The following is a 24205-nucleotide window of genomic DNA, read 5'->3' on the forward strand; positions in this document are numbered from 1 at the left end:
GATTGTGCGGATCCGGAGGGTTGGCGGGCGGCTCCGGGTGGCATATGATGCGCGTTTGGACGTCTGTTTGCCGGGGTCACGCGAGTTGACCCGGCGATCGGAGGAGACGTGGCGCGGACAAGATTCGACGACGCCGAGACTGCTGATTGTCCCTGCTGGGCCTGGCTGAGGGTGCTCGCTCTGCCGATCGCCGCCATCCTGCTTCTGGTGGGCGCCACCGCGCTCATCGGCGCCGCCGGCACGGGTGGCGCCGAAGGCGAGACGGCAACTACCCCTGCGCCCGAGGCGTGGAAGAACGACCTGACGTCGATCACGGTCGCCGACTGGAACTACGACCGGGCCGCACACCTTCTGGAGCGCGCCGGTTTCGGAGGGACTCCGGAGGAAATCGAGCGTCTGGCGGCAATGACGCCGTCCGAGGCGGTCGATGGGCTGGTCAATTACCAGGGCCGGCCGGATGTCGCCCCGGCGTTCGAGCCTTCGCCAATCTGGGATCCTGGAATGGACCCGTTCCCGAAGAGCCGGGCCGAGGCGGTTCGGATTGCGCGCGAACGGGGCGTGTCGATGGGTGTCGAGCCGCTTCCGGAGGGCGAGCAGCGGCGGCTGCAGCCGGTGGTCAACAAGTTCTTCTACGGCCTTCGCTCGAACGCGGTCGAAACCCAACGGCTGGCAACGTGGTGGGGCGAGCGGATGCTGGTGACCGAGCGCCCGCTCGAGGAGAAGCTGACCCTCTTCTGGCACGGACACTTCGCCACGGGCAACACGAAGGTGCGCGACGCGCGGATGATGCATCAGCAGATCGAGATGCTGCGCGCCGACGCGAACGGGAGATTCCGCGATCTGCTGTTCGGCATCCTGACCGACCCGGCGATGCTCGTGTATCTCGACAACGGCGAGAACGTGAAGGACCATCCGAACGAGAACTTCGGGCGCGAGCTGCTCGAGCTCTTCTCGCTCGGTGTCGGCAACTACACCGAGACCGACATCCGCGAGGCGGCGCGCGCCTTCACGGGCTGGACGAACGACGTTCTCGATTTCAAGTTCGACGCCGAGCAGCATGACTTCGCGGAGAAGACGTTCCTTGGGCAGACCGGCGATTTCGACGGGGACGACATCATCGACATCATCCTCCAGCAGGATGCCGCCGCCGAGTTCATGACCGCGAAGCTGTACCGCTACTTCGTGCGCGACGAGATTGACGAGGCGGTCCGCGACGATCTGGCGGCGACGTTCCGTGACGCCGACTACGCTCTCCGCCCGCTGCTCCGGCGCATGTTCCTGTCGCGGGACTTCTACAGCCAGGCGTCGTATGCCACGCAGATCAAGAGCCCGGTGCACCTGGTCGTTTCCACCTACCGGAAGCTGGGGCTGACGGAGTTGCCGACGATTCCCGACTTCAACCGGCTGACCGCCGGACTGGGCCAGACGCTCTTCAATCCGCCGAACGTTGCCGGCTGGGCCGGCGGCCGCACCTGGGTGACGCCGGCCACGCTGCTCCAGCGCGGCAACCTCTTCCGCGATGTCCTCTATCCCGACACGGACGGTTTCTGGGCGCCCGACCGGAGCGTCCCCGGCATCTATCAGGAGGTCGAGGAGCGGCTGGCGCAGGGGATGAACATAACTGCCGCCACGCAACAGGGAGATGCCGAGTCGAGCATGCTGGCGGATCGCGACGAGGAGTACAACACGCGGTATGGTGGCTACATGGGCTACATAATCGCGTTCGACCGTCTCATTCCGATCCCCCGCCGCGTGGCCGACCTCGACATGGTGAAGCTGCTTGGGGACGCCGACGCCTCGACCGTCGACGATGTTGTCGATCACCTCGTCCGCCGCTTCCTGCGCGTCGGGTTGAGCGGAGCCGACCGCGCCGTCCTGGTTGACTTTCTCCGCGACGAACTGGGCGCGGACCGCATCGAGGACGCAACGCCCCAGACGGAGTCGGCATTGCGCGCGCTGCTATACCTGATCCTGAGTACGCCGGAGTATCAACTGGCCTGAAGAACAAAGGCCGGAGGAGAGAACGATGGCCCGATTTACCTGCGGATGTTCACGGCGAGACTTCCTTATCAAGGGGATGTACGGCCTGGGTGTCGGCGCGACGCTCCCGGTGCTCCTCAACCGCACGTCGGCTGCGCTTGCGGCACAGGCGCTGCAGGGCACCAGCATGGAGGACAGTCCGGAGCGCATCCTGGTGGTTGTGGAGCTCTCCGGCGGCAACGACGGGCTCAACACCGTCGTGCCGTACGGCGACGATGCGTACTACCGGGCGCGTCCCACCATCGGCATCCCGAAGTCCGAGGTCATCAAGATTGACGACCACTTCGGCCTCCATCCGTCGATGGTCGGCTTCGAGCGTCTCTACAAGGACGGCCAGATGGCGGTCGTTCACGGTTGCGGGTACGACAACCCGAGCCTGTCGCACTTCTCGTCGATGGGCTTCTGGCACACCGGCGTCCCGAACGGCGGCGAGTCGCTCGGCTGGCTGGGCCGGCTGGCGGACGGCGCCTACGACCACGACGCGCAGGGCAACCGGATCGTCAACATCGGCACGCGGCAATCACTCGCCGTTCGGGCCCAGCACCACTCGCCGCTGGTCTTCAACGATCCGCGGACGTTCCGGCGCGAGGGAGCGGATAGCGAGAAGACCGCAATCGGCCGGTTGGCGTCGACCGGCGCGGTGGAGAACCCGGCCCTGGAGTTCCTCGCGGGCACGGCGAAGAACGCGGCCGAGAGTTCCGAGTTCGTCCGGCAGGCGTCGGCCGCGTACCGGACGACGGTCGACTACGGCATCGGCGGCCTGTCAGGTCCGTTGCGGCAGGTGGCGGCCCTGATCAACGCCGAGATGCCGACGCGTCTGTACTACGTCGTCTACCAGGGCAACTCGTTCGACACGCACGTGCACCAGATGGATCCGCACGCGCGGCTGCTCGCCTACACCGCCGACGCGATCCGCGGCTTCATGACCGACCTCGACCGCATCGGCCGCGGCGATGACGTCGCCATGATGGTCTTCACGGAGTTCGGCCGGCGCGTGGAAGAGAACGGCAGCCTCGGCACCGACCATGGGACGGCGACGCCTATGTTCGTCATCGGCAACCATGTCAAGGGCGGTCTCTACGGCCAGCCGCCGAGCCTGACCGAGCTGGACGACGGAAATCTGTTCAAGACGACCGACTTCCGCCGGGTCTACGCCACGATGATCGAGGAGTGGCTCCGATTCGACCAGTCCCCGCAGGTCTTGAAGGGATCGTTCGACCCGATGGGGGTCTTCGCCTAGCTGCTAGGCTGAGGGTGCGCCGGCGTCGTGGCCGGCAGCCGCCGAGGAGTCGAGCCGCTTCGCTTTCTCGACGAGCGTCGTGCGCTTGATGTTCAGCAGCCGAGCCGCCTGAAGCTTGTTGCCACCCGTCCGTTCGAGCGCGGCGTGGATCAGTCCGGCTTCCATGTGCTGCAGGTAGGCGGGAAGGTCCATCCCCGCGTCCGGCAGGGCGGGCTTGGCGTCCGCCCCGCCACCGCCTCTCCGGACCTCGTCGGGAAGATCGTCCGCCTCGATCCGGTCCCGGCCCGGACTCAACGCCAGCGCCCGCTCGATCACGTTCTCGAGCTGGCGAACGTTCCCCGGCCACCGGTACATCATCATCTGGCGCATCGCCTCCTGGGAGACGGCGACGGCGTCCCGCGGCGGCGTCTGGGCCGCGCCGAGCCGCGCGACGAACTCCTGAACGAGCAGCGGGATGTCCTCGCGACGGTCGCGTAGCGGGGTCAGGTGGATCGGAATGACATTCAGGCGGTAGTAGAGGTCCTCCCGAAACTCGCCAGCCTCGACCTGCTCCGCGAGATCGGCGTTGGTCGCCGCGATCACCCGCACGTCGACCTTGATCGTGTCGTCTCCGCCCACCCGTTCGAACTCCCGCTCCTGCAGCGCGCGCAACAGCCTGGCCTGGAGATTGATGCTCATCGTGGCGATCTCGTCGAGAAACAGCGTGCCCCGGTTCGCCTGTTCGAACCGGCCCTTCCGGTTGGCGACAGCGCCCGTGAATGCGCCGCGGACATGACCGAACAGTTCCGCTTCAAGCAGTGTCTCCGGGATGGCGCTGCAGTTGAGGGCGACGAAGTGCTCGCGGCGCCGGGGACTGTTGTGGTGGATTGCGCGAGCCACGAGTTCCTTCCCTGTACCGGTTTCGCCGGTGACCAGGATCGTGCTCGTCGTGCCGGCCACGGTCTTCACCAACTCGCGCAACTTATGCATCGGCGGGCTCTCACCGACAATCCCTTCGAGCCCGTACCGCTGCTGGAGTTGCGCTCGAAGGTACTCGTTCTCCGAGCGGAGTCGGCGCCGCTCGAGCGCCGTCGCCAACGTGTGCAGCAGCCGATCGAACGGGCAGGGCTTCTCGATGAAGTCCGCCACGCCCTGCTTGATCAGCGTGACCGCGGTCTCGACTGTGGCGTACCCGGTGACGACCACCGCCACGATTTCGGGGTACCGTTCGAGCGCGGTCTCCACGACCGTGGCCCCATCGATGCCAGGCAGGCGGAGATCGGTTATCACGACGTCGAAGGCGAACTCCGCGAGCCGTTCGCGCGCAACCTCCCCGCTCTCCGCCTGCGCGACGCGATAGCCCTGCTCGGCCAGACGCTCCGCCCACGACTCGCGCAGGGGCGCTTCGTCTTCGACAAGGAGTAGATGTGTCTCGTTCTCGGACACTTGGCTGCAAGGACGGCCGAAGTGTCAGTATTTTGACGCTCGGAGCCGAGAGGGGTCAAGGCGCCGCCCGCGAAGCCGGTTGGAGTCTCTTGGACGCAAGAGGACTACAGTTGACCCGTTTCCCTGCCGATACCCCGTTCGTGACAGGAGAGGGCGCGGCCGGTTGCGGCGCCCGCTCACGCTGTGTCACTTGGAGCGGAGACAAAAAACATGAACGTTGACCGAAAGACCGTCTCGATCATGAAGGCGTGCGAACTGGTTGGCGTCAGCCGACGCACGATCTACAACTGGATCGCCAGCGGCAAGGTGGAATACGTCCGGACGGCCGGCGGCTCGGTACGGATTTTCGCCGACACGTTATGGCGCCAGCCCGACGCGACAGCGCACCAGCGCCCACTGACTGATTCTCCCGCCCACTAGCATCCCCCGCCGTCGTCTCAATTCCTCGGCCGCCATCTCGTCGAACTCGGCCCCGACTGTCAAGAAAATGACGGTCGCCATGCCGAATGTCAGACGGTTGACGCACATTCTGGCCCGCCGGTGCTGAACATTGCTTGCTCCTGCCCATCACGTCACAAGACGGCACGATAAAGCAAGTTATTTATTATCAGCAGTTTACACTCCCGCTGGGAGTATTGGCGGAGAGAGATCTCGCCAGATCTGCGCGAGTTGGCACGCTTCTTGCTCCATCCGGGGGTCATGGAGAAACAGAATCGACCCCAAACGCGGCAGGAACGGATCGATGCGGGCGTGCACTTCGTTGGCGCCCTGGCTCGACGGATGGCGGCTCAGATGCCTCATTCGATCGATGTCGGCGACCTGATGCAGGACGGGATGATCGGCCTGATCGATGCGGCCGATCGGTTCGATTCCGCCCGCGGCATCAAGTTCGAAACGTTCGCGGAGCGGCGTGTCCGCGGAGCGATGATCGACGCGTTACGTCGAGGCGCGTGGCCGCGCGGAATCCGGCGCGTACGCCGCGAGGTGAATGAAGCCCGCGAAAAGCTCCGCGCTGAACTGGGGGCGGAGCCGAGCACGGCCGACATCGCCCGCCACCTTCACATGGACGAGCGGAAGCTCACGCGAACCCTCCGCCGGATCGGCGTCATCGAGGCGACATCGCCCCTCGCAACCAGCGAGATGGTAGAGGCGGCTGACCTGCCGCCGGTCATGTCACCCAGCACGCCGCCGGCCCCGGACGAAGCGTGTGAACGCGTCGAGGTCCAGGATCGCATCCGTGCCGCCATAGCGGCGCTGCCTCCACGGGAGCGGAAGGTGGTGACGCTCTACTACTACGGCGACATCACGATGAAGGAGATTGGCTCCGAGATCGGCGTCAACGAATCGCGTGTGTCACAGCTTCGCGCCCGAGCCATCGGGCGACTCCGCAACCTCCTGGCGCCTGACCTTGCGCCGGAGTTGCTGGCCGCATCGCTGACCCAGGGACCGTCGAAGCCTGGGTCGAAGAAACGGCTGCAGATGGCCAAGGCGAGCCTCGCATCGACGCGGGTCGCCGAACGCCCTGCCGCCAGGCGTGCGGCGGCGCGGTAGTCCCTCCCCGCGCCGTCCGGACCCGGACCGCCCCGGTCGCCGTTCCTCCTCCGGCGTCGGGGCGTCCGGGCAAACGTCCGTACCAAGGCCGCTTGCTTGATCACGACACTTGGCCAAGTTGCGCCGGAGCCGGGACCCCAACTACAGTAAGAGGTCCCGTTGGGACGCGTTGAGCTCGGGCCCCGTTAGGGGCCCTTTTTTCTTGGTCACATATAGGCGTGTGCTAGCATGTCCCCACTGGTGTTCGTGGGTGCTTGATTGGTCCTGTTTGCCCCCCGCCGCCCGCGCCATTCCCTTCTTCACCGACTCCACCCCAGTGACGGCTCCCAACCGTTGAATCGCGATCGTCATCATCGGCTGGCGGGATGCAGCCGATTCACCTTCCCCGGAGGCTAACGATGAGTGAAGTGCAGGACGATCCCTTCGATCGGGAGCTGGCGGCGTTTGAGCGCATGCGCGCGGAGTTGGAACGCGCGCACCTGGGACGTTGGGTCGTGATTGCTGGCGAGAAGCTCTGGGGAGAACAGTCGTTCGAGAGCTTCCAGGACGCGAGCAACGCGGCGCGCCCGGTGTTTGGAGACACGGAGGTTCTGATCCGCGAGGTGGGTCCACGTCGCGTGATCGATGCACCGGCCTCTTTGGTGATTGAGGGTTCGGTTGCACCTTGATCTGAGTAAGACATCCATAGAGCTGTTGCGCGACGGTCCCCTGGCACCCGTCGGCATCGGTCCAGCCAAAGAGAGGCTGACCACGGTTCACGCCCTGATAGACACGGGCGCAGACTCGTCTTTTGTGAGCACACGACTCGTGACGGAGTTGTCATTGATCCGCTGCGATGAGCTCGACAGAACGGGGGCAGATGTCCACGGTCCGCAGACGTGGAAGGTGGTAGAAGCCCACATCGAAATGGGCAGATTGGGAATACCGTCGCCACGTCGGTTCGCCGTCTACCCCAACCCAATGAGAAAATGGGATGTGGTGGTCGGCCGCGACATCCTCCAACTCCTGGACATGGTCTACGAAGGTCCGAGGGGTATGGTGCTGCTGGGGCGGCCCGGGGAATTGAGCTAGTCTAGCCGGTTGTCGGCAATTCGACTCGGAACGAAGCTCCCCCGCCAGGACTCGATTCGACGCGCATCCGTCCGCCATGGTCAGCCACGATCGATTGCGCAACGGTCAGCCCGAGGCCGGTCCCCTTGCCCGGCGACTTGGTGGTGAAGAACGGATCGAAGATCTTCTCCTGCACATCCGGCGGGATTCCGGGGCCGTCGTCGTGGATCTCCAGTACGACCAGTCGTTGATCGACATCGTGCCACGAACGCGCGATCAGCGTTCCGCGACCGTTGGTCGCCAGCATGGCCTGCTCCGCGTTGATCACCAGGTTCAGCAGCACCTGCTTCAGGTGATGCGCGTCGGCGAAGACCGGTGGTAATCCGGTCGCCAGCGCATCGATGGTCGTAACGTTCGATACCCGTTGATCGTAGGCCCGTAGCGACAACGTCTCCCGCGCCACCTCGTTGATGTCGACCATGCCACGCGTCGTGTGACGCTTGCGCGAGAAATCGAGCAGGTTTCGAACGATTCGCGCCGCCCGCTCCGATTCACTCAGAATCGTCTTGAGTCCCCTCCGTGTCACGTCGTCGTGCTGGCGTCCGGCGAGCCGTTCCGCCGACGTGAGGATGGTTGCGAGCGGATTGTTCAGTTCATGGGCGACCCCGGAGACGGTCTGCCCCAGCGCCGCCAGCTTCTCCGCCTGCAACAACTGGTGGTAGATGTCGCGACCCTGATCTTCAAGGGCGCGGCGCTCGCTCACGTCCCTGAGCACCGCCTCGACCCGTGCGGTCTCGTCGTCGGTCCGCGTCGCGTGTGCGGTGACCTCGACCCAGATCGGCCTTTCGTCGATCCGCCGCAGACGCACCAGGTGGTCGGTCACCGCGCCGTCGCGCAGCAACTGGCCAACCAGCGCGCGGTGCGCCGCGAGATCCAGAAAGCGATCGGGCGCGAACGGGCGGACGTCCGTGTCGGCTGTCTCCGGTTCGAAGCCGAACATCAGTTTCAGGTACGGATTGGCCGCAATGGTCGTACCGGTTCCGGCGAGGGGGAGCAGGCCGACGTACATGCCGGTGTGGACCGCGTCGAACAGCCGCGTGAGCGCGTCACTCGTACTGCCGAGGGATGACACGCCCGGTGGGTCGGGCGCCGCGTGCCGGTCTGCGTCGGGCGGCACGGCCCTGGTTCGTCCTCGCCGCTAGTTCGCGTCGACGGGAGGGGCCGGTGTCGGGGTGTGCAACGGAGACCCGGCGTACAGCCTTTCGATCTCGTCGCGGATATCGGTTACCCGTGCGCCGGACGCATACATCTGCATAGCCGTACGTCCAACGTCGACGCAGGCGATGCAGGCCATTCCGTGCTCTTCCCATTCGCGCACGGTGCCGTCAGGGTTCCGCTCGCGGACGAAGCAATCAGCGTTCCGCCTGTGGCCGCGTGTCTCGCAGCCGCAGAAGCAGGGAACGTAGTCGAGAATCTCGGGGTGGCGCGCGGCGAACAGGTAGACCTCTTGAATCACCTCAGGGTCGCGCGGAATCAGATTGGCCTGCAGTTGAAGCGGCGGCATCGCCGCGTCCGCCGGCGGGGTTGGCGTGCGCTCCGCGGGCGGAGGCGCCGGTGGGGCGGGAGGCCGCTCCGGTGTCTCGTCCGAGGCGTCGGCGACAGTCTCGCCATCGGGTGACACGGGGGCGTCGCCGCCGCCATAGAATCCGAGGAAAGCGATCAGCACGAGCGCGACAGCCGCGCCGCCAATCAGAATCCAGGGTGGTCCACCGGTGCTCTCGACCGGCCGCTCAGGCGGCGGTGCGGCCGATCCGCGGCTCCGAGACTTCTTTTTGCCAGCCATTCCGGCATCTTATCACGGGACTGGCGGTCGCCTTTTCCCCTGCGCGCTGCCGCCCGACGTCAGTGCTCGCGCGCCCTGGCGGGCGCGTGGAAGTTCGGCCGGCGCAAGGCGAGCACCTAGTCGTGGTTGCCGCCGTTGCCGCCGTTGCCGCCGTTGCCACCGTTGCCACCGTTGCCACCGTTGAGGCCGCGCACCTTCGGACCCAGCGCGAAGGTCATTGTCCCTTCGATGACCACATCATCGCCGACCCGGGCAAAACCCTTCAGGCGTCCCATGCGGCTTCGGAGCCGGACGACCTCCGCTTCGATCACGACCACGTCGCCGGGGTGGACCGGCCGGTGGTAGCGAACCCGCTCGATGCCGGTGAAGAAAGGGAGCTTCTGCCGATTCTCCGGCTTGGCGAGAATCAGGATGGCGCCCACTTGCGCCACCGCCTCGGTCAGGATGGTCGGCGGGAGGACCGGCGTCCCGCCAGGGAGGGTCGAGAGGTAGCGTTCGTTCAGTGAGACGTTCTTGACGCCCACGATCCGCTTGTCCTGCTCGAACTCGGTGATCCGATCGACAAGGAGAAAGGGATAACGGTGCGGCAGAATCCGTTCGATGGCGGCGTTGTCGAGCGGGAGCGTCAGATAGCGGGTCACGGCGGAGAGTATATCGTCCCCGATCCCCGGTTGGAGGTCGTTCGGGAATAGTGTGAATGACCGCGCCGAGGTCCGAAGTTCGAACGGTTGCGGGATGCTCCCTTTTGCCAGCGCCTGCCTTGGTTACTGCATCCCGCAGGACCCCGGCGCGGCTGACAGAAAGAAGAGCAAGTTCCGTGCCAGGACCGGGTGCTTCCTCCGCGATCGGGAATTGCCCCCGTGTCTACGGGCTGTTGTTGGATTCCCCGGCCCCGGAGAGGTGATTGGCGGTCGCGCGCCGGAGGATGCAGGTCTCCATTCCGGACGACACCGGTGACCTCTTCAGGTGACGGGAGCGTGGGGGTGCGGGCTGCCAGGCCGGTCAGGCGCGGGTGCGTCTCGCGGCCTCCGCGGCCGGATCCGCGGAGACAAGCGTCGCGAGCTGCGCGGCGACGATTTCGACGGTCGACTGCACCGCCTCGCTTCGTTCCCACCCGTCGTCCATCTCGAGTGAGAGCACTCCGCTGCAATGGTCCGGTGAGACCAGCGGCGCAACGATCGCGCCATAAGGGCCGTCACCGTTCGACGCAACGACGTGCATCCGACCGTCGCGCCAGGCGGCGGCCGTGGCGTTGTCACCGTCACACGGCAACGGACCGATCCGAGCAAGGGCCGCAGAGGAATATCCGTGACCGATCGCCGGGCGGAGAGCGTTGCCGGTCCCGTCGAGCACCCAGACGATGATGCCGCTCGCGTTCAGCATCTGAGCCGCCCTGGCAAGCAGCGCGGGCAGGTCCGCGGGGCTGTTCGACCGGACCAGATCCGTGCAGAGGTCAGCCGCTCGCTGCAGGTCGGGGGCCGGTTCGCGCGTCTCCACCGCAGGCGCCGCTCCCGTCGCAGGAGAGGGAGGCGCCGCCTCCGAAGGACTGCTGTCGGCCACCTCGTGGAGGCCCAGCAAGTCCCCGGCGGCCCCCGCCGTAACGGAGCCAGCGGACGCATCTGCATCCGCGTCGTCAGCCGCAATCTCCCCGGCGTCCGCGCCAGCGTCCTCGTCCACCCGTGCAGCGCCGGCCCGCGGCAGCAGCAGCAGCACTACGAGAAGAACCACGCCGCCGCCGCCCGCCAGCAGGTTGCTCTCCGTCCTCCGCTCCGCCGCCGTGGCCGCCTGATGCGAAGCCCGCTCGGTGGCCCGGGCCCGTTCCAACTGATCCACTATCTCGCCTGTCAGCTCACTGGTGTCGGTGAAGATCAGATCGGAGGCGATGAGCGGGCGCTCCGCCAGCACGTGTTCTCGAATCTGGACATCCATCCGCTGCAGGGAAGCGATCATCGCCGCCGCATCGTTGAGGGCGGTGATCGCCCCACTCGCGGTCGCCTTGCCCGCCAGCCCCGATAGCTGATCACTGACCCCTTCGAACCGGCGGGTGACGTCCACCATCCCGGAGTTGATGTCCCGGCCGGCGGAGACGTATGCGCGCTGAGCGGTGCGCAATTCCCCGAGCGCCACCGTCAGCGCCCACGTGTCCGAGGTGAAGGCTTCCTCGGCCCGTCGATTCTCGGCAATGCGCTGTTCAGCGCGGAAGATCTCAAGAGACGCCGCGACAGCGGCCGCGAGCATGGCGACAACGAGGACCACTCTCAGCCACAGCCGACGCATCTAGGACCCCTATGATACCAGACCCGCACATATTGTGGTGTGGGACGTTCCGAACCCGCAGATGATGGGGGCATGCTGGCCCCTCATCTGCCGATAGGACGGAGAGGGCATCCGTATCGGCATGCAGGCGGGGATCATCATCAATCCGGCGGCGGGGCGGAGTGGCGCGCGTCGGGCCGAGGCACACAGACGGCGTGCCGAAGCCGCGCTCGCGCGCTACGGCGTCGCGGGGCAGGTTCGCCTGACCGAGCGCCGGGGCAGCGCCCGCACCCTGGCCCGCTCGATGCTCGACGCCGGGGCCGGCACTGTCGTGGCGTGGGGCGGCGACGGGACGATCAATGAAGTGGCGTCGGAGGTAAGGGCGGCCGGCGCCTCGCTTGGCGTCGTCCCCGGCGGGTCGGGTAACGGCTTTGCGCAGGGGCTCGGTCTCGTCCGGCCACCGGAGGAGGCGCTTCGAATCGCACTGACCGGAGACGAGCGGGTGATCGATACGGGAACGATCGACGAACGGCTCTTTGTGAACGTCGCCGGGATCGGCTTCGATGCACATCTCGCTGGCGTCTTCAACGACCTGACGACGCGCGGGCCGGTGGCCTACTTCCGCGCCGGCCTTCGCGAACTGCTGAGCTACCGCGCCGTGCGCTACACGGTACGGACCGCCGATGCGACGATCGAGGCGGCGGCGTACCTGCTGGCAATCGCGAACGGTCCGACTTACGGAGCCGGCATGATGATCGCGCCGGGTGCGCGCGCGGACGACGGATTGCTGGACCTGATCGTCGTGCCGGAACGATCGCTGCCCTGGCTGCTGTGGCATCTGCCTTACCTGTTCGCGGGCCGGGCCGACCGGGTCCCCGGCGTGCGCCACCTGCCGGAATCGTCAATCGAGATCGAGGGCGACGGCCCCCTGGTGTTTCACGTCGACGGCGAGGTGTACGCCGCGCGTGGCGGCGGCCTACGCGTCAGCGTTAATCGCTCGTCGCTACGGGTGCGGGTGCCGGCGCAGCGCCGGGCCTGAGAATCGCGTACGCCGGCAGCCCGATCGCTTCGAGCCTTTCCATCACCTCGCGCGCGGGAGAGGAACCGAGGTCTTCCGCCTGGAACTTGACCTTGACGTAGCCGTCGAGCGCATCCTGTACGCCGTCGGCCTTCAGCGTGGTCCGGTCCATCGTCAGGCAGTTCTTGCACCAGGTGGCCCAGATGTCGAGGAGCACCGGTTTCTCTTCCGTTTCCGCCGCCGCCAGGCCGAGGTCGAGCGATGGGTACCACCCTTCCGCGATCAGTTCCTGCACGCTCTCCGCCACGAGATCCGGATCGACCCAGCGCTGGCTGAACAGCCCGTACGACAGGTAGCCGTAGTAGATGGCGGTTCCCAGGATGAACACGCCGAACGCCTGCTTGACCCGTACCATCCAGGGTCCCGGCTTCGGCAGCGCGGTCAGCCCCGCGCCGGCTATCGGCCAGGGGATTGCCATGCCGACCCCCAGGATGAAGGGCAAGGCCAGCGCCAGCGTGACACCGGTGCCGTACAGGTTGCTCGAAAAGACGATCACCTGAATGACGACCGGCGCGACGCACGCACCCGCGAGCAGCGCCGCCACGGCACCCATGCCGAATGCCAGCAGGAACGTTCCCTGCCCCGATCCTCCGCCCGGCAAACGGCTCTGCAGGCTGGAGAAATCGATGGTCACGACGTCGAACATCGCCAGCGCCAGAACCACGAAGAGCAGCGCGATGCCGAGGTTGAACCAGGGGGACGCGTTGATCGTCCCGAACGTGCCCGCCGTCAGGATCACCGCGAGCCCGAGGCCTCCGTAGACAATCGCCATCGCCGCGCCGTACGCGCTTCCAAGCGCGAAGCCACGCCAGCGCGAGGAGGCGCGCGCGCCCGCGCCGATGATGGCGAGGTTGATCGGAATCATCGGCAGGACGCACGGGGTGAGGTTGAGCGCCAGCCCGCCCAGCAGGATCAGCGCGAGTATCGCGAAGGGCCCGCGTCCTTCGAACCAGCCGCGCTCCGCTTCGCCCGTTTCCGCTCGCCGGATGAACTCGAGGAACTGCTCCTCGTCCAGGTAGCCGCCGGCGGTGGCCAGGACGTCGAATCGACCGAACCGGTCAAGCGCCGCCTCACCGTCGACGGAGACGCCGTCGACCGGTGCGGCCGTGGGAGAAGTTGTCCCGGGAGCGGGTGGGACGGGCGGATCCGTGAAGTTCATTCCCGCGAAGAGCGCTGCCTGCGCTGTCTGGGCGGGCGTGGCTTCCGCCGCCGCAACCCGCACCGGGAAGCTCACCTCGGCGGTCGCGGGGATGTAGCACATCCTCTCGTCGCACGCCTGGTAGCGGAGCGTCCCCGGCACCACGTAGTCCCCCGGCGCGAGGTCCCCGGCGACGGCGAACGACGCCCCAATCACGAACTCTTCCTCGAAAACCGCGAGGGGCTTCTCCGCGCCCTGCTGTTCCAGCAGGATCGGCTCCGGCCAGGCGAGGCCATCGACTGCGATCCCCTCGGGGGGATCAAGCGTCAGGACAGTCGGAATCAGAAAGTCCTCTAACGGCGCCTCCGAGTTCACGTGGAGGCCACGCCCGGTTGGCGACAGGGTCGCGTCGAGAGCTGCGCGGTAGCTCGATCCGGCTGGCGCGACGTCGGTCTCACCCACCGTCTCGATATCGATGGAGATCCGCATCACCTGCGCCGATGCCGACGTCGCACCGCCCAGCGCGAGCGCCACGAGCGTTGCCGGCAGCAGCGAGAGCAGACGATTCCGGCCCGGGAGTCCGTTCAGAGAGCCAGCCATCGGTAACTGATGATCCTACCAAGGATCACGGTTGCTAATCGATGTCGACGAGCGCCGCCCGATCGTCGTTCACTTCCACGTTGCGGAGATCGCCCCGTAGCGGCCGGCGCAGCTCGGTCACCTCGCCGACGACGTGCGCGACGAGGGTCTCGTCCGGCGCACCGCGGTATTGCAGCGTCACGCTCACCGGGAACTCGAAGAGTTTCCCACGTTGCTCGAACCGGAGCACGACTTCGTTCTCGCCACCGGCGCGCGCCTCCGTCCGGTAGTTGAACGTGACGTCCGGCAGGTCGTCTTCCTGGATCCAGCGCTCGAAGAACTCCTCCAGCGGCCGGCCCGATTCCGCCTCGAACGCCCGGATCAGGTCGTCGGTTCCCGCCTTCTGGAACCGCATCTCGTAGTAGAAGCGTCGCAGGCCGGCGAAGAAGGCATCGTCGCCGATGGTGCGCCGCAGCATGTGGAGCACGAGCGCCGCCTTGTTGTAGACGAGGGCGCGGAAGACGCGGGGTTCATCTTCGATCCGCCCGAGTCGGTTTCCGAGGTACACCGGGCCCTGATCGGAGTGGCGAAGGCTCCAGCGATGCATCTGGGCGATCACGTCCTCGAACGCTTCCGCACCGAGGGTGTGTTCGGCGTAGAGCGCCGCGAAGTACTGGGCAAGCCCCTCGCTAAGCCAGTGTTCGTGGTAATTCTTCCACCCGACCGCCTGTCCCCACCACTGGTGCGCCAGTTCGTGCGCCACGAAGAAGGAGGGATAGCCGCTGAAGGCGACAGGGTCGGTCCGCCACGACAGAATGTTGCCCACCGCACGGGGCAGGGGCTGATTCAGGACCGCGAAGTAAGCGGGGCTGTGGCCTCCGGGGAGAAGTGCGTCGGTCAGCAGCAGCGTGAACGTCGGGTAGGGCATTTCCCCGATAATCGATCCGTAATAGCTGAGAATGGCCTCGGCTTCGGCGTAAAACTCGTCAATCCGACCGCGGGTTCGCTGGTTCGAGACGACCGAGAGTCGGACACCGTCGTACGATACGCCGCGGCGGTTGTCGGCCACGTCCACGGCCGGGGCATCGGCCGCCAGCCTGGCGGGCACGTCGCGCGGTGCGATGGCGTCATCGCCGGCCGGAGGCGGGTCGGGCGACGCGAACCGGCTGATCACTGCGGAGAGATACCGTGCCGGTTGCAACGTCACGAAACGAACGCTTCGCCAGTCGTCGCCCGCATCCTCGGTGGCAGCCGCCGCGGCTTCGGTCGGCCCATCTTCTTCCGGCACGCCACTCGCGACGATGGCGTAATCAGCCGGCACCGAAAGGTCCATCGTGGCCGTCGCATAGTCCGACACGCTCGCCTGCGGATACCAGTAGCTGTTGTTGCTGTAAATGTAGCGCGGCGCCGAAATCCCGAATGGCGATATGTTGTCGACGAAGATCTGTTGCCGACCGAGCCAGTTTTCCTCGAGTTCCTGCGCCTGGAGCACGCCCGAGTACCGGACGTCGAGAACGAACTCCGTGCCCACGGGCGGCGAGCCGGCCGGGAGGCTCACCACGACGTTGTCGCGCTCCGGTACCCGGAAGAAGAGGAGTGGGCCCAGCTGATCCGACACGATCGAGTGGACGTCGAGTTCGGCGGCCAGGCGGAGCGTCAGCGACGCCACGTTCGACCCGGTAATCCGTACGGCAAGCCGGGTGCGCCCGCGGATGAAACAGCCGACCAATACCGGCCGCGCGCTCAGGCTTGCCCGCCTGACGCCCTGCGGTTCGAACGACGCGGTAATGGAGTAGTCGCGCACGTCGTACTCCTGGGTGTCGTCCTCGCTGAAGTAGCGGTCGCGGGTCGCCCGTTTCTCGGCCGAGGGGTAGAGTGCAATGATGGTCTGCGTCTCCCGCTCGTATAGCGAGACATCTTCCGGCTGACCCATCGACTGTGCGAACGTGAGGGTGCCGTAGCGCTCCGTCACGATCTCGGAGACGATGTCGCCGGCACTCGGCGTCAGTGACCAGGTCCGATCGCTCAGATCGCTCAGGTCGATGCCGAACGACAGCGGAACGAACTCGCTGAACAGCTCTTGCGCCCGCTCGAAGTCGCCTTGCCGTGCCGCCCCGGCGACCAACGCCGGGTACGACACGCGGCTGGCGAACGTGAGTGGATTCAGCCGCACGTAGGCGGCCGACAGTTCGGCTTCGAGCGCGTCGCGGCCGGAGAGGATCCGGACCTGACCCCGTTCCGCTTCCGGCTGCGGAGAAAAAGTCAGCACGCCGTCGCCGAGAAGCATCAGGGCGGTCACCTCTCCCGCTTGCGTCTCAGCCACGAAGGCGAAGCCGTTCGTCATCCGCAGCGTCATGTCCTCGCCCGACACCACCAGGCCCGCGGCGTTGTACGCGAGATCCGGCCGGAGCGCGAGGTGAACCAGGCCCGAGATGGCGTCTACTTCTTCAAGGGCCGCTATGCGCCAGTCGCCTGGCGCGGCCCGCGCGTCATCCGATGCGGCTCCGTCCGGCGGTGTGTCGTCCAGTGTCCGGTGGGCGCCGGGAGCGCGGATCACCTCGATACGCCACGTGCGGAGCAGTCCGGCCATCCCCTGCTCCGTGAAGACTTCAACCGTCAGTTCGTAGCGTTCGGGCTCGGAATCGCTGCCATCGGTCTCGGTCTCCGAGTCGCCTTCGACCGGCCGGAGAAGGCGCGACCGTACGGCTGCCGCGTCGACCGTGCGCAGGAACATCCGGTTGGCGAGAGTTCGCGTCGCGTCGGGGTCCGCGCCGTCCGCGACCAGGGCGAGGAAGGCATCCGGATCGCCGGCGCGCACCGCCGTCTCGATGCGTTCGACGAGCGGGTCCAGCTCCTCCATCGACGGCGGCGCCGTCCCCGACTGGGCTGACGCCGTGCCCGCCATCGCCAGCCAGCACGCCACGAGGCATGCTGCGGCCGGCACCATGGTGGCGCGGCACGTGATCATGGGCTAACCCTCCAGAAACCGCGCGGTGAATGCTTCGATAGCGTCGAAGTAGCGATGCAGGACGGCGGGCTGCGCCAAGTAGACGATCCGGAAGTAGCCGTCCGCCGGTTCCGTTCCGAATCCGGAACCGTACACGCAGAGCAGACCCGTCTCGCGCAGCAGATCGAGCACGAAATCGGTGTCGCTGCGGCCCGGGGGGAGTTCCACTTTCGGCATTGCATAGAACGCCGCCGCTGGCGGCACGCACGAGATGCCGTCGATTGCGTTCAGGCGCGTCGTCGTCACGGCTGCCCGTTCCCGCAACGCGGCCAGGAACGCCGCCTGGTGCGACCGGTCGCCGTTCAGCGCCGCCGCCACCGCGAACTGCATCGGGCCGGAGCTGCAGATTCGGCCGTCCGCCATGTCCTTGATCGCCTGCAGCACGGTGTCGAGGCGGGGACTGCTGCCGACCGCCATCCAGCCGGCCCGCCAACCGGGCGCCAGGTACGCCTTCGACAGCGACGAGAACGAAATGATGGGCGCGTCCGGGTTGTAGGAGCCGAGCGGCGGCACCGGCCCGCCGTATGCCAGGTCCGTGTAGCCCTCGTCCGAGATGAGGACGAAGTTGTGCCGCTCCGCCAGATCGATCAGGGCGCGACGGCACTCCGGGCCATAAACGGCGCCCGTCGGGTTGTTCGGGTCGATCACCACGAGTGCCCGGGTTCGTGGCGAGATCAGGCTGGCGATGTGGTCGAGATCGGGCTGCCACCCGTTCGACGGATCCGTTCTGTAGTACACCGCGCGCGCTCCCAGCTTGGCGAGCACGCCGGTGTAGAGGGGGTAGGTCGGGACCGACACCAGCACTTCGTCGTTGCGGTCGACGAGGACGCTGAGCGCAAGGTCGATTCCCTCCGATGCTCCCGCCGTCAGCACCACGCGGTCAGGCGAGACGGCCAGGCCGCGCGCGGCGAAGTCGGCGGCCACGGCTTCGCGCGCCTCGATGACGCCCGCCGCCGGCGTGTAGCCGTTCTGGCCATCCCGCATCGCCCGTTCCACCGCGTCAATCAGGTGCGGCGGAGTCCGGAACCCGAACAGGATCGGGTCGCCGATATTGAGGTATTCGATGTGCTGGCCGGCCGCTTCGACTTTGCGTGCTTCCGAGACGATGCTGCGGATGGCGTAGTCGAAGGCTGCGCTGCGCTGCGCCACCGGAAGGGCCGGCAGCGCCTGAACCGTCATGTCTATTGATGATACTCCAGCCCCGGCGCTAAGCTCCCGGCATGGCGGCGCGCACGGAACTGTACCTAAGGCTCCCGAACAGCCCTGGAGCGCTCGATCGAGTCTGCCGGGTACTGGCCGACGCGCGGGTGAATATTGTCGCCCTCACCGTCGAGGCGGCGGGTACGCTCCGAATGGTGGTGGACAATCCGCTTCGGGCCGCCGGCGCGCTCGAGGAAGCGGATTATCGGGCGGAGCAGCGCGACGTGCTCGTTGTCGAGCTGCCGAACAGGCCGGGCGCGCTTGCGGACCTGGCGAGGCTCCTGGCGGGAACCGGGGTCAACGTCGAATACGCCTACGCGACGGCGGTCGAGGATCAGCCGACGGCCCAGGTCGTCGTGGGCGTCGAGGACGCCCGGCGGGCCGCCACCGTGACGGGGATCTGAACGATCCTACGGGGCGGCGCAATCGGAACGCGGCTCAGTCCTGAGCCGCCTGGGTTCCGGTTGCCGGGAGGGCGTCGGACGCGTCCGCGGTCCCCTTCATCGCCTGGCGCCGCCGGTGCAGCATCCGCCGGAAGGGATACCACAGGATCGCCAGGAACCAGAGACCCAGCGATCCGATCATTCCCACCACCAGCGCAATCGCGCCGAGCCCGACGCCCGGGCCGACATAGGCTTCGGCGGCTGGCGCCCATGCCAGCAGCAGCAACGGAATGAGTCGTATCGCCTGTCGCATCAGAAGGGTTATCGGCCCTGCGGCCACGGCAGTATACCTTACGGTCATCTCGCGACGCGGCACTCCACCCCCGCGGACGGCTCAGCCGAGACTTGCCCGGCGCAAGGCCGCGTAGAGATCACGGGCTCGCTCGACCAGGGTCCGATCGGCAATCTCCGGCGCCTCCGTGGATGAAGCCCGTGGTGTGAACGTCAGCGTGGCGCCCGGGAGTTCGAGCCGTGACGCCAGGGTGGCGCATGCTTCGTCCGGCGCCTCGCACATCCACTCGTAACCGACGAAGATCGGGTCGACGGCGCCGTCTTCGCGGTGTCGGAGGAGATGCGTGTAGGCGGCGATCCACTGGCGCAGCCAGTATCCGGGGTCCTCACGATCCGCGTCGGCCGACCCATCGCTCCCGGGGAATGCGAACGGACGATGGTCGAGGCCGAACTCATGGTGAACGAGCCACGTCATGTAGCGGCGGGCGAACGGGTCGTCGCGCTGCTGTGCGGAGAACCGCCGGTGCTGCGTCAATAGCGAGAATGCCTGGTGCAGCGGATCCCGGAACGGGACGATGAGGTTGGCGTTGGGGAACGCCCGTCGAAGGGACGGAAGCCTGAGGACGTTGTTGTTGTTCTTCGACAGGTAACGGTCGGATCCATACCGCTTCAGGATCAACGCGACATAGCGGCGAAAGCGCTCCAGCGTGTCGTCGTCCGCCGCCATCGGGACCAGCGCGTCGGGCCGGATGTAGGCGGAACCGCAGGCGACCCGCCAGAAGACCTCGTCGAGCGCTTCGGGACTATCGGCATCGACCAGAACGCCGTCGCCATGCGCCCGTTCCTGCGCCGGAATGTCGCGGCGCGACCGGCTGGTAAGCGACGCCCAGAGGTTGGGCGCGAGGACGAAGGGCATGTCGCGATAACTGAGCGACGCGAACCGGCCCGATGCGTGCAGCAGCCGCATCAGCATGGTCGTTCCCGCGCGGGCGAGGCCGGCCACGAAGACGTGGGGCCCGTTCGTCGCCGTGGCGAGCCTGCGCCCGTGGAGCAGCTCCTCGAGGTCGAGCCACGTTTCCGCGACAAAGGGACGGTCGAGCGCGAGCGTATGGAGCAGGCGCGCCGCCGGGCCGTAGGGGCTGGACTGGCTGGACAAGGTCGCGCGCCAGGTGCCGCGCTCAGTCGCGCGATTCCGGCGCGCGGCGTGGCGAATCAGAAGCGGTGATGGCGCCCTCCAGCGCGTCGGTCAACTCTTCGAGGGCCGCCCGTTCTCCTTCGGCGGCGTACAGGATGGCGCGGGTCTCCTGCAAGGATGGCGTGCTCCAATCCTCTCCGTCGAAGCGAACCCGTCCGTCGATGTCGAATTCCACGAGCACGGCGTCCATCGGTTCGACGTAGAGGCGCATCTACTCGACCGCTTCCGGAGCGTGCTCGGCCGGGCCGCCATCGTCATCCGCCGCCGCCCCGGCGCGAGATGCTTCCACGTCGAACGTCAACGTGTCGTCCGTCAGGCCGATCCGGACCGTCCCGCCGTGTTCGAGCTTCCCGAACAGGATCTCGTCGGTCAGCGGAGTGCGCACCTCCGTCTGTACGACGCGGGCGAGAGGCCGCGCACCGTAGACCGGGTCGTAGCCCTTCGCGGCCAGCCAGGCGCGGGCCGACGGCTCGAGCGTGATGGCGACTCGACGCTCGGCCAACTGCGATTCAAGCTGCAGAATGAACTTCTCGACGATCGTCTCCATCGTCGCCGGCGTCAGTGGATCGAAGGGAATAATCCCGTCGAGCCGGTTCCGGAACTCCGGGCTGAAGATCCGCTCGATCGCCGCCTTCATCCGCCCCTTGGCGGTCGTCGCGCGATCGTCGCCAAAGCCAATGGCGCCGGCGCTTGCTTCGCGGGATCCGGCGTTGGAAGTGAGGATCAGGATGACGTGGCGGAAGTCCGCCTTGCGGCCGCTGTTGTCCGTGAGCGTGGCGTGGTCCATCACCTGCAGCAGGATGTTGTAGATGTCGGGATGCGCCTTTTCGATCTCGTCGAGGAGGACGACGCTGTAGGGGTGGGTCCGCACGGCATCGACCAGAAGCCCGCCCTGCTCGAACCCGACGTAGCCGGGCGGGGCGCCAATCAACCGCGCCACCGCGTGCTTCTCCATGTACTCGCTCATGTCGTAGCGGACGAACTCGTTTCCGAGGTGAATGGCAAGCTGGCGCGTCAACTCCGTCTTCCCGACGCCGGTCGGACCGGTGAAGAGGAAACAGCCGGCGGGACGGTCCGGGGTCCCCAGGCCGGCGCGTGACCGCTTGATCGCGGACACTACCGTCCGGACCGCTTCCGTCTGGCCGAAGACGACGCGTTCGAGCGCTTCGTCGAGCGTCCGGAGGCGTTCCTTGTCGGACGAGGTGGCCTGCTTCTCCGGGATGCGCGCCATCCGCGCGACTACCCGCTCGATGTCCTCCACCGTCACCCGTGGCGGTTCGCTCCCGGTGGAGCCGTCGGCTTCCGCAACGGTCATGCTGGGGGCGCCTTCTTCGCGTTCGTCGTCCTGGTTTGCCGTCCGCCGCATCCCGATCGTCGCGCCCGCTTCGTCGATGATGTCGATCGCCGCGTCGGGCAGCCTGGATTCCCGCAGGTGCCGCTTGGCCAGCCGCGCCGCCGCGGGCACGGTGTCCGGTGCGAACGTCACTCCGTGATGTTCTTCGTAACGGGACTGAAGACCCTCGAGGATCTTCGACGTCTCGTCGACGCTCGGTTCCTCAACGACGATCTTCTGGAGCCGCCGGGCCAGCGCACGGTCCTTCTCGATCTGCTTGAACTCCTCGAAGGTCGTGGAGCCGATCACGCGCAGATCGCCGGCCGAGAGCAACGGCTTGATGAGCGTCGCCAGGTCCATGGTCCCGCCCGTCGTGGCGCCCGCCCCTACCGTTGCGTGGACTTCATCGATGAACAGGATGGGCATCGGGTGATCCGCCAAGGCGTTCACGACGGCCTTGAAGCGCTCCTCGAAATCGCCGCGGTAGCGGGTGCCGGCAAGGAGCGCCGCCGTATCCAGCGAGAAGATCTCGGCGCCGGCGAGGCGCGCCGGGATGCCGTCCTCCGTCAGGCGTGCGGCCAGACCCTCGGCCAGGGCCGTCTTGCCGACGCCCGCGTCTCCGACAAAGACCGGGTTGTTCTTTCGGCGCCGGCAGAGAATCTGCAGCGTGCGCTGCAACTCGGGGGTTCGTCCAATCAGCGGATCGAGCTTGCCGGCACGCGCGCGCTCCGTGAGGTTGATGGTGTAGGTCCCGAGGGGATCGCGGGCCGCCGCTCGATCCTCGGCGCCGGCGCCGGCCTCCGCGCCCTGTCGCGCTCCGCCGCGGTCCGTCTTGCCGCTCGGTACCTTTGTAATGCCGTGCGAGATGTAGTTGAGGATGTCGAGGCGGGTCACGCCCTGCTCTTCCAGCACCTGCGCGGCGTACGCCTTGGGCTGCTGAAGGATGGCGGCGAGCACGTCGCCTGAACGGACTTCGTCCTTGCCGGCGCTCTGGACCTGCAGCACGGCGGTCTGCAGCACGCGTCGGAAGCTGAGGGTCTGTGCGGGCTCGCCCGTCCGCTCGCGGCGCCCGGCCGTCTCCAGCGTCGACAGGAACTCGTCGAGCGTGCTTCGGAGAGCCGGCAGGTCGGCGCCGCAGGCCGAGAGGATCCGCTCCGCCTCCGAGTCGTGCGCCAGCGCGTACAGGAGATGTTCAAGCGTCAGGTGCGTATGCCGGCGCGACATCGCCTCGCGGTAGGCGACGTTCAGAATGAACTCGAGCGACGTGCTGAACATGGCTCGCTACTCGCCGTCTTCCTCGAGCGTCGCCTGCAGCGGGAACCCGTCACGCGCGGCGAGCTCGCGCACCATGTCCACTTTCGTCTCCGCGATGTCGTACGGATAGGCGCCGCACACGGCCTGGCCCTGGTTGTGGACCAGCATCATCAGGCGGAACGCCTCGGCGGGTGTTTTCTGGAACACCTCTTCGAGGATCGAGACGACGAAGTCCATTGTCGTGTAGTCGTCATTCAGCAGCAGGACGCGGTACATCTTCGGGGTGACGGTCCGTTTCTCGGTCCGTTCAAGCACCTCGCCGCCGACCTGCCGGTCGGTTTCGTGGTTGGACATCGTTGCCAACGCCAGCGTACCGACACCGCTTTCGCCGGGTCAAGCACAGTAGAATCGCCCCCATGGAAGCGATCGTGCCGGGCATCAGCTACCTGGATCTGACTCACATGGGCCGTCCCCGGGTGATCGCGGCCAGCGTCGTGCAGGGCAACGACGGTGTCACGCTGATCGACCCCGGCCCGACGTCGTGTCTCGCCACGTTGCGTCAGGCGCTCGACGATGCCGGGATTCGGGTCGCGGACCTCCGGACGATCTTCCTGACCCACATCCACCTGGACCATGCCGGCGCGACGGGAAGTCTGCTGGCCGAGAATCCGGAGATCACCGTATACGTCCACGAGCGGGGCGCGCCGCACATGATCGATCCGAGCAGGCTGCTCGCAAGCGCCACCCGGCTCTATGGCGAGCAGATGGACATGCTCTGGGGGGCGTTCCTGCCGGTTCCGGAGGCGAACGTGCACGTCCTGACCGGCGGCGAGCGCATCGAGGCGTCCGGCCGGTGTCTCGATGTCGCCTACACGCCGGGCCATGCCTGGCACCATGTGAGCTTCTTCGACCGAGACAGCGGAATCGCCTTCGTCGGTGACGTCGCCGGCGTGCGGACGAGCCCGGCGCTCTTCGTCCTGCCGCCGACGCCCCCGCCGGACGTCGATCTGGACACCTGGATCAGCAGCATCGAACTGATCCGGGCCTGGAATCCCTCGACCCTGCTGACTACCCACTTCGGTCCGCACACGGACGTCACCCTCCACCTCGATGCCGCGGTCCAACATCTGCGGGCCTTGACGGACATTGCCCGTAACGTGATCGAAGCGGGCGGCGACGATGTTGCGCAGGCGTTCCGTTTCATCGCGCGGGCGAATGCCTACATCACCGACAATCTGCCGAAGGATGAGGCGGCCTGCTACACCGCCGCGGCCCCGATCGATCAGTGCTGGCTCGGTCTTGCCCGCTACTGGAAGAAGCAGGGCGTAACCGCCCCGTAAGA

General features: G+C 66.9%; 21 protein-coding genes. 8 read left to right on the forward strand and 13 right to left on the reverse strand.

Annotated features, from left to right (window positions below; all coding sequences use genetic code 11):
• Window positions 1-225: 225 nt before the first annotated feature.
• Complete coding sequence (locus F4Y45_02300) at window positions 226-2001, forward strand: DUF1800 domain-containing protein (GenBank protein MXY23338.1); 1776 nt, start codon at window positions 226-228, stop codon at window positions 1999-2001.
• Window positions 2002-2026: 25 nt separating this feature from the next.
• Window positions 2027-3280, forward strand: coding sequence for a DUF1501 domain-containing protein (locus F4Y45_02305; protein MXY23339.1), 1254 nt, complete (start codon window positions 2027-2029; stop codon window positions 3278-3280).
• Between the two features lie 3 nt (window positions 3281-3283).
• On the opposite strand, the gene F4Y45_02310 is transcribed toward F4Y45_02305, so the two are convergent.
• The gene (locus tag F4Y45_02310; protein MXY23340.1) at window positions 3284-4705 is read right to left on the reverse strand and encodes a sigma-54-dependent Fis family transcriptional regulator; all 1422 of its coding nucleotides are present in this window, start codon (window positions 4703-4705) and stop codon (window positions 3284-3286) included.
• Window positions 4706-4915: 210 nt separating this feature from the next.
• Between F4Y45_02310 and F4Y45_02315 the strand changes: the two genes are divergently transcribed.
• The 3 genes from F4Y45_02315 (at window position 4916) to F4Y45_02325 (ending at window position 6924) form a co-directional block, all read left to right on the forward strand.
• The gene (locus F4Y45_02315; GenBank protein MXY23341.1) at window positions 4916-5125 is read left to right on the forward strand and encodes a helix-turn-helix domain-containing protein; all 210 of its coding nucleotides are present in this window, start codon (window positions 4916-4918) and stop codon (window positions 5123-5125) included.
• A gap of 279 nt (window positions 5126-5404) precedes the next feature.
• Window positions 5405-6256, forward strand: a complete 852-nt coding sequence (locus tag F4Y45_02320; GenBank protein MXY23342.1) for a FliA/WhiG family RNA polymerase sigma factor — start codon at window positions 5405-5407, stop codon at window positions 6254-6256.
• 398 nt (window positions 6257-6654) lie between these two features.
• Entirely contained in the window at window positions 6655-6924 is a 270-nt protein-coding gene (locus F4Y45_02325) for a hypothetical protein (protein MXY23343.1), read from the forward strand.
• Between the two features lie 404 nt (window positions 6925-7328).
• On the opposite strand, the gene F4Y45_02330 is transcribed toward F4Y45_02325, so the two are convergent.
• The 4 genes from F4Y45_02330 to F4Y45_02345 all read right to left on the reverse strand — a co-directional run bounded on the left by F4Y45_02330 (window position 7329) and on the right by F4Y45_02345 (window position 11426).
• Complete coding sequence (locus F4Y45_02330) at window positions 7329-8483, reverse strand: PAS domain-containing protein (GenBank protein ID MXY23344.1); 1155 nt, start codon at window positions 8481-8483, stop codon at window positions 7329-7331.
• A 21-nt stretch (window positions 8484-8504) separates the two neighbouring features.
• Window positions 8505-9149: a hypothetical protein gene (locus F4Y45_02335; GenBank protein ID MXY23345.1), complete on the reverse strand. Its 645-nt coding sequence runs from the start codon at window positions 9147-9149 to the stop codon at window positions 8505-8507.
• A gap of 116 nt (window positions 9150-9265) precedes the next feature.
• On the reverse strand, window positions 9266-9751 hold the full coding sequence (gene fabZ, locus F4Y45_02340) for a 3-hydroxyacyl-ACP dehydratase FabZ (GenBank protein ID MXY23346.1): 486 nt from the start codon (window positions 9749-9751) through the stop codon (window positions 9266-9268).
• A 400-nt stretch (window positions 9752-10151) separates the two neighbouring features.
• The gene (locus tag F4Y45_02345) at window positions 10152-11426 is read right to left on the reverse strand and encodes a hypothetical protein (GenBank protein ID MXY23347.1); all 1275 of its coding nucleotides are present in this window, start codon (window positions 11424-11426) and stop codon (window positions 10152-10154) included.
• 121 nt (window positions 11427-11547) lie between these two features.
• On the opposite strand from F4Y45_02345, the gene F4Y45_02350 reads away from it, so the two are divergent.
• Window positions 11548-12444: a diacylglycerol kinase family lipid kinase gene (locus tag F4Y45_02350; protein ID MXY23348.1), complete on the forward strand. Its 897-nt coding sequence runs from the start codon at window positions 11548-11550 to the stop codon at window positions 12442-12444.
• Here the strand turns inward: F4Y45_02350 and F4Y45_02355 are convergent.
• Genes F4Y45_02355 through F4Y45_02365 form a run of 3 tightly spaced genes read right to left on the reverse strand, consistent with a single transcriptional unit; the run spans window position 12395 to window position 18386 of the window.
• Window positions 12395-14221, reverse strand: a complete 1827-nt coding sequence (locus tag F4Y45_02355; GenBank protein MXY23349.1) for a hypothetical protein — start codon at window positions 14219-14221, stop codon at window positions 12395-12397. The two genes, F4Y45_02350 and F4Y45_02355, sit on opposite strands and share 50 nt — an antisense overlap.
• 34 nt (window positions 14222-14255) lie before the next feature.
• Window positions 14256-17168, reverse strand: a complete 2913-nt coding sequence (locus F4Y45_02360; GenBank protein ID MXY23350.1) for a M1 family metallopeptidase — start codon at window positions 17166-17168, stop codon at window positions 14256-14258.
• 3 nt (window positions 17169-17171) lie between these two features.
• Window positions 17172-18386 (reverse strand): aminotransferase class I/II-fold pyridoxal phosphate-dependent enzyme, encoded by a 1215-nt coding sequence (locus F4Y45_02365; GenBank protein ID MXY23351.1) that lies wholly within the window; start codon window positions 18384-18386, stop codon window positions 17172-17174.
• 41 nt (window positions 18387-18427) lie between these two features.
• Here F4Y45_02365 and F4Y45_02370 point away from each other — a divergent pair, with 41 nt between their 5' ends.
• Window positions 18428-18811 (forward strand): ACT domain-containing protein, encoded by a 384-nt coding sequence (locus F4Y45_02370; GenBank protein ID MXY23352.1) that lies wholly within the window; start codon window positions 18428-18430, stop codon window positions 18809-18811.
• 34 nt (window positions 18812-18845) lie between these two features.
• Here F4Y45_02370 and F4Y45_02375 read toward each other — a convergent pair whose 3' ends face one another.
• The 5 genes from F4Y45_02375 to clpS form a co-directional block, all read right to left on the reverse strand.
• On the reverse strand, window positions 18846-19103 hold the full coding sequence (locus F4Y45_02375; protein ID MXY23353.1) for a hypothetical protein: 258 nt from the start codon (window positions 19101-19103) through the stop codon (window positions 18846-18848).
• Window positions 19104-19184: 81 nt separating this feature from the next.
• A complete protein-coding gene (locus F4Y45_02380) occupies window positions 19185-20237 on the reverse strand; it encodes a sulfotransferase (protein MXY23354.1) in 1053 nt (350 codons plus the stop codon).
• A gap of 22 nt (window positions 20238-20259) precedes the next feature.
• Window positions 20260-20487, reverse strand: a complete 228-nt coding sequence (locus F4Y45_02385) for a hypothetical protein (GenBank protein MXY23355.1) — start codon at window positions 20485-20487, stop codon at window positions 20260-20262.
• Window positions 20488-22884, reverse strand: coding sequence for an AAA domain-containing protein (locus F4Y45_02390; protein ID MXY23356.1), 2397 nt, complete (start codon window positions 22882-22884; stop codon window positions 20488-20490). It abuts the gene before it with no gap.
• Window positions 22885-22890: 6 nt separating this feature from the next.
• Window positions 22891-23217 carry an ATP-dependent Clp protease adapter ClpS gene (gene clpS, locus F4Y45_02395; GenBank protein ID MXY23357.1) on the reverse strand — a complete coding sequence of 109 codons (327 nt, stop codon included), beginning with the start codon at window positions 23215-23217 and terminating at the stop codon, window positions 22891-22893.
• A 62-nt stretch (window positions 23218-23279) separates the two neighbouring features.
• On the opposite strand from clpS, the gene F4Y45_02400 reads away from it, so the two are divergent.
• The gene (locus F4Y45_02400) at window positions 23280-24203 is read left to right on the forward strand and encodes an MBL fold metallo-hydrolase (GenBank protein MXY23358.1); all 924 of its coding nucleotides are present in this window, start codon (window positions 23280-23282) and stop codon (window positions 24201-24203) included.
• Window positions 24204-24205 lie beyond the last annotated feature (2 nt).

The sequence above is a fragment of the Acidobacteriota bacterium genome, from assembly GCA_009838525.1.
In the GTDB taxonomy this organism is placed as follows: domain Bacteria; phylum Acidobacteriota; class Vicinamibacteria; order Vicinamibacterales; family UBA8438; genus VXRJ01.

What these genes read in the sequence shown, in the direction of transcription:
- F4Y45_02365 (MXY23351.1), bottom strand. Translation starts at nt 18,386, where the DNA reads ATGACGGTTCAGGCGCTGCCGGCCCTTCCGGTGGCGCAGCGCAGCGCA.
- F4Y45_02320 (MXY23342.1), top strand. Translation starts at nt 5,405, where the DNA reads ATGGAGAAACAGAATCGACCCCAAACGCGGCAGGAACGGATCGATGCG.
- F4Y45_02360 (MXY23350.1), bottom strand. Translation starts at nt 17,168, where the DNA reads ATGATCACGTGCCGCGCCACCATGGTGCCGGCCGCAGCATGCCTCGTG.
- F4Y45_02385 (MXY23355.1), bottom strand. Translation starts at nt 20,487, where the DNA reads ATGCGCCTCTACGTCGAACCGATGGACGCCGTGCTCGTGGAATTCGAC.
- F4Y45_02355 (MXY23349.1), bottom strand. Translation starts at nt 14,221, where the DNA reads ATGGCTGGCTCTCTGAACGGACTCCCGGGCCGGAATCGTCTGCTCTCG.
- F4Y45_02345 (MXY23347.1), bottom strand. Translation starts at nt 11,426, where the DNA reads ATGCGTCGGCTGTGGCTGAGAGTGGTCCTCGTTGTCGCCATGCTCGCG.
- F4Y45_02325 (MXY23343.1), top strand. Translation starts at nt 6,655, where the DNA reads ATGAGTGAAGTGCAGGACGATCCCTTCGATCGGGAGCTGGCGGCGTTT.
- F4Y45_02390 (MXY23356.1), bottom strand. Translation starts at nt 22,884, where the DNA reads ATGTTCAGCACGTCGCTCGAGTTCATTCTGAACGTCGCCTACCGCGAG.
- F4Y45_02375 (MXY23353.1), bottom strand. Translation starts at nt 19,103, where the DNA reads ATGCGACAGGCGATACGACTCATTCCGTTGCTGCTGCTGGCATGGGCG.
- F4Y45_02400 (MXY23358.1), top strand. Translation starts at nt 23,280, where the DNA reads ATGGAAGCGATCGTGCCGGGCATCAGCTACCTGGATCTGACTCACATG.
- F4Y45_02315 (MXY23341.1), top strand. Translation starts at nt 4,916, where the DNA reads ATGAACGTTGACCGAAAGACCGTCTCGATCATGAAGGCGTGCGAACTG.
- F4Y45_02370 (MXY23352.1), top strand. Translation starts at nt 18,428, where the DNA reads ATGGCGGCGCGCACGGAACTGTACCTAAGGCTCCCGAACAGCCCTGGA.
- F4Y45_02350 (MXY23348.1), top strand. Translation starts at nt 11,548, where the DNA reads ATGCAGGCGGGGATCATCATCAATCCGGCGGCGGGGCGGAGTGGCGCG.
- F4Y45_02335 (MXY23345.1), bottom strand. Translation starts at nt 9,149, where the DNA reads ATGGCTGGCAAAAAGAAGTCTCGGAGCCGCGGATCGGCCGCACCGCCG.
- clpS (MXY23357.1), bottom strand. Translation starts at nt 23,217, where the DNA reads ATGTCCAACCACGAAACCGACCGGCAGGTCGGCGGCGAGGTGCTTGAA.
- F4Y45_02305 (MXY23339.1), top strand. Translation starts at nt 2,027, where the DNA reads ATGGCCCGATTTACCTGCGGATGTTCACGGCGAGACTTCCTTATCAAG.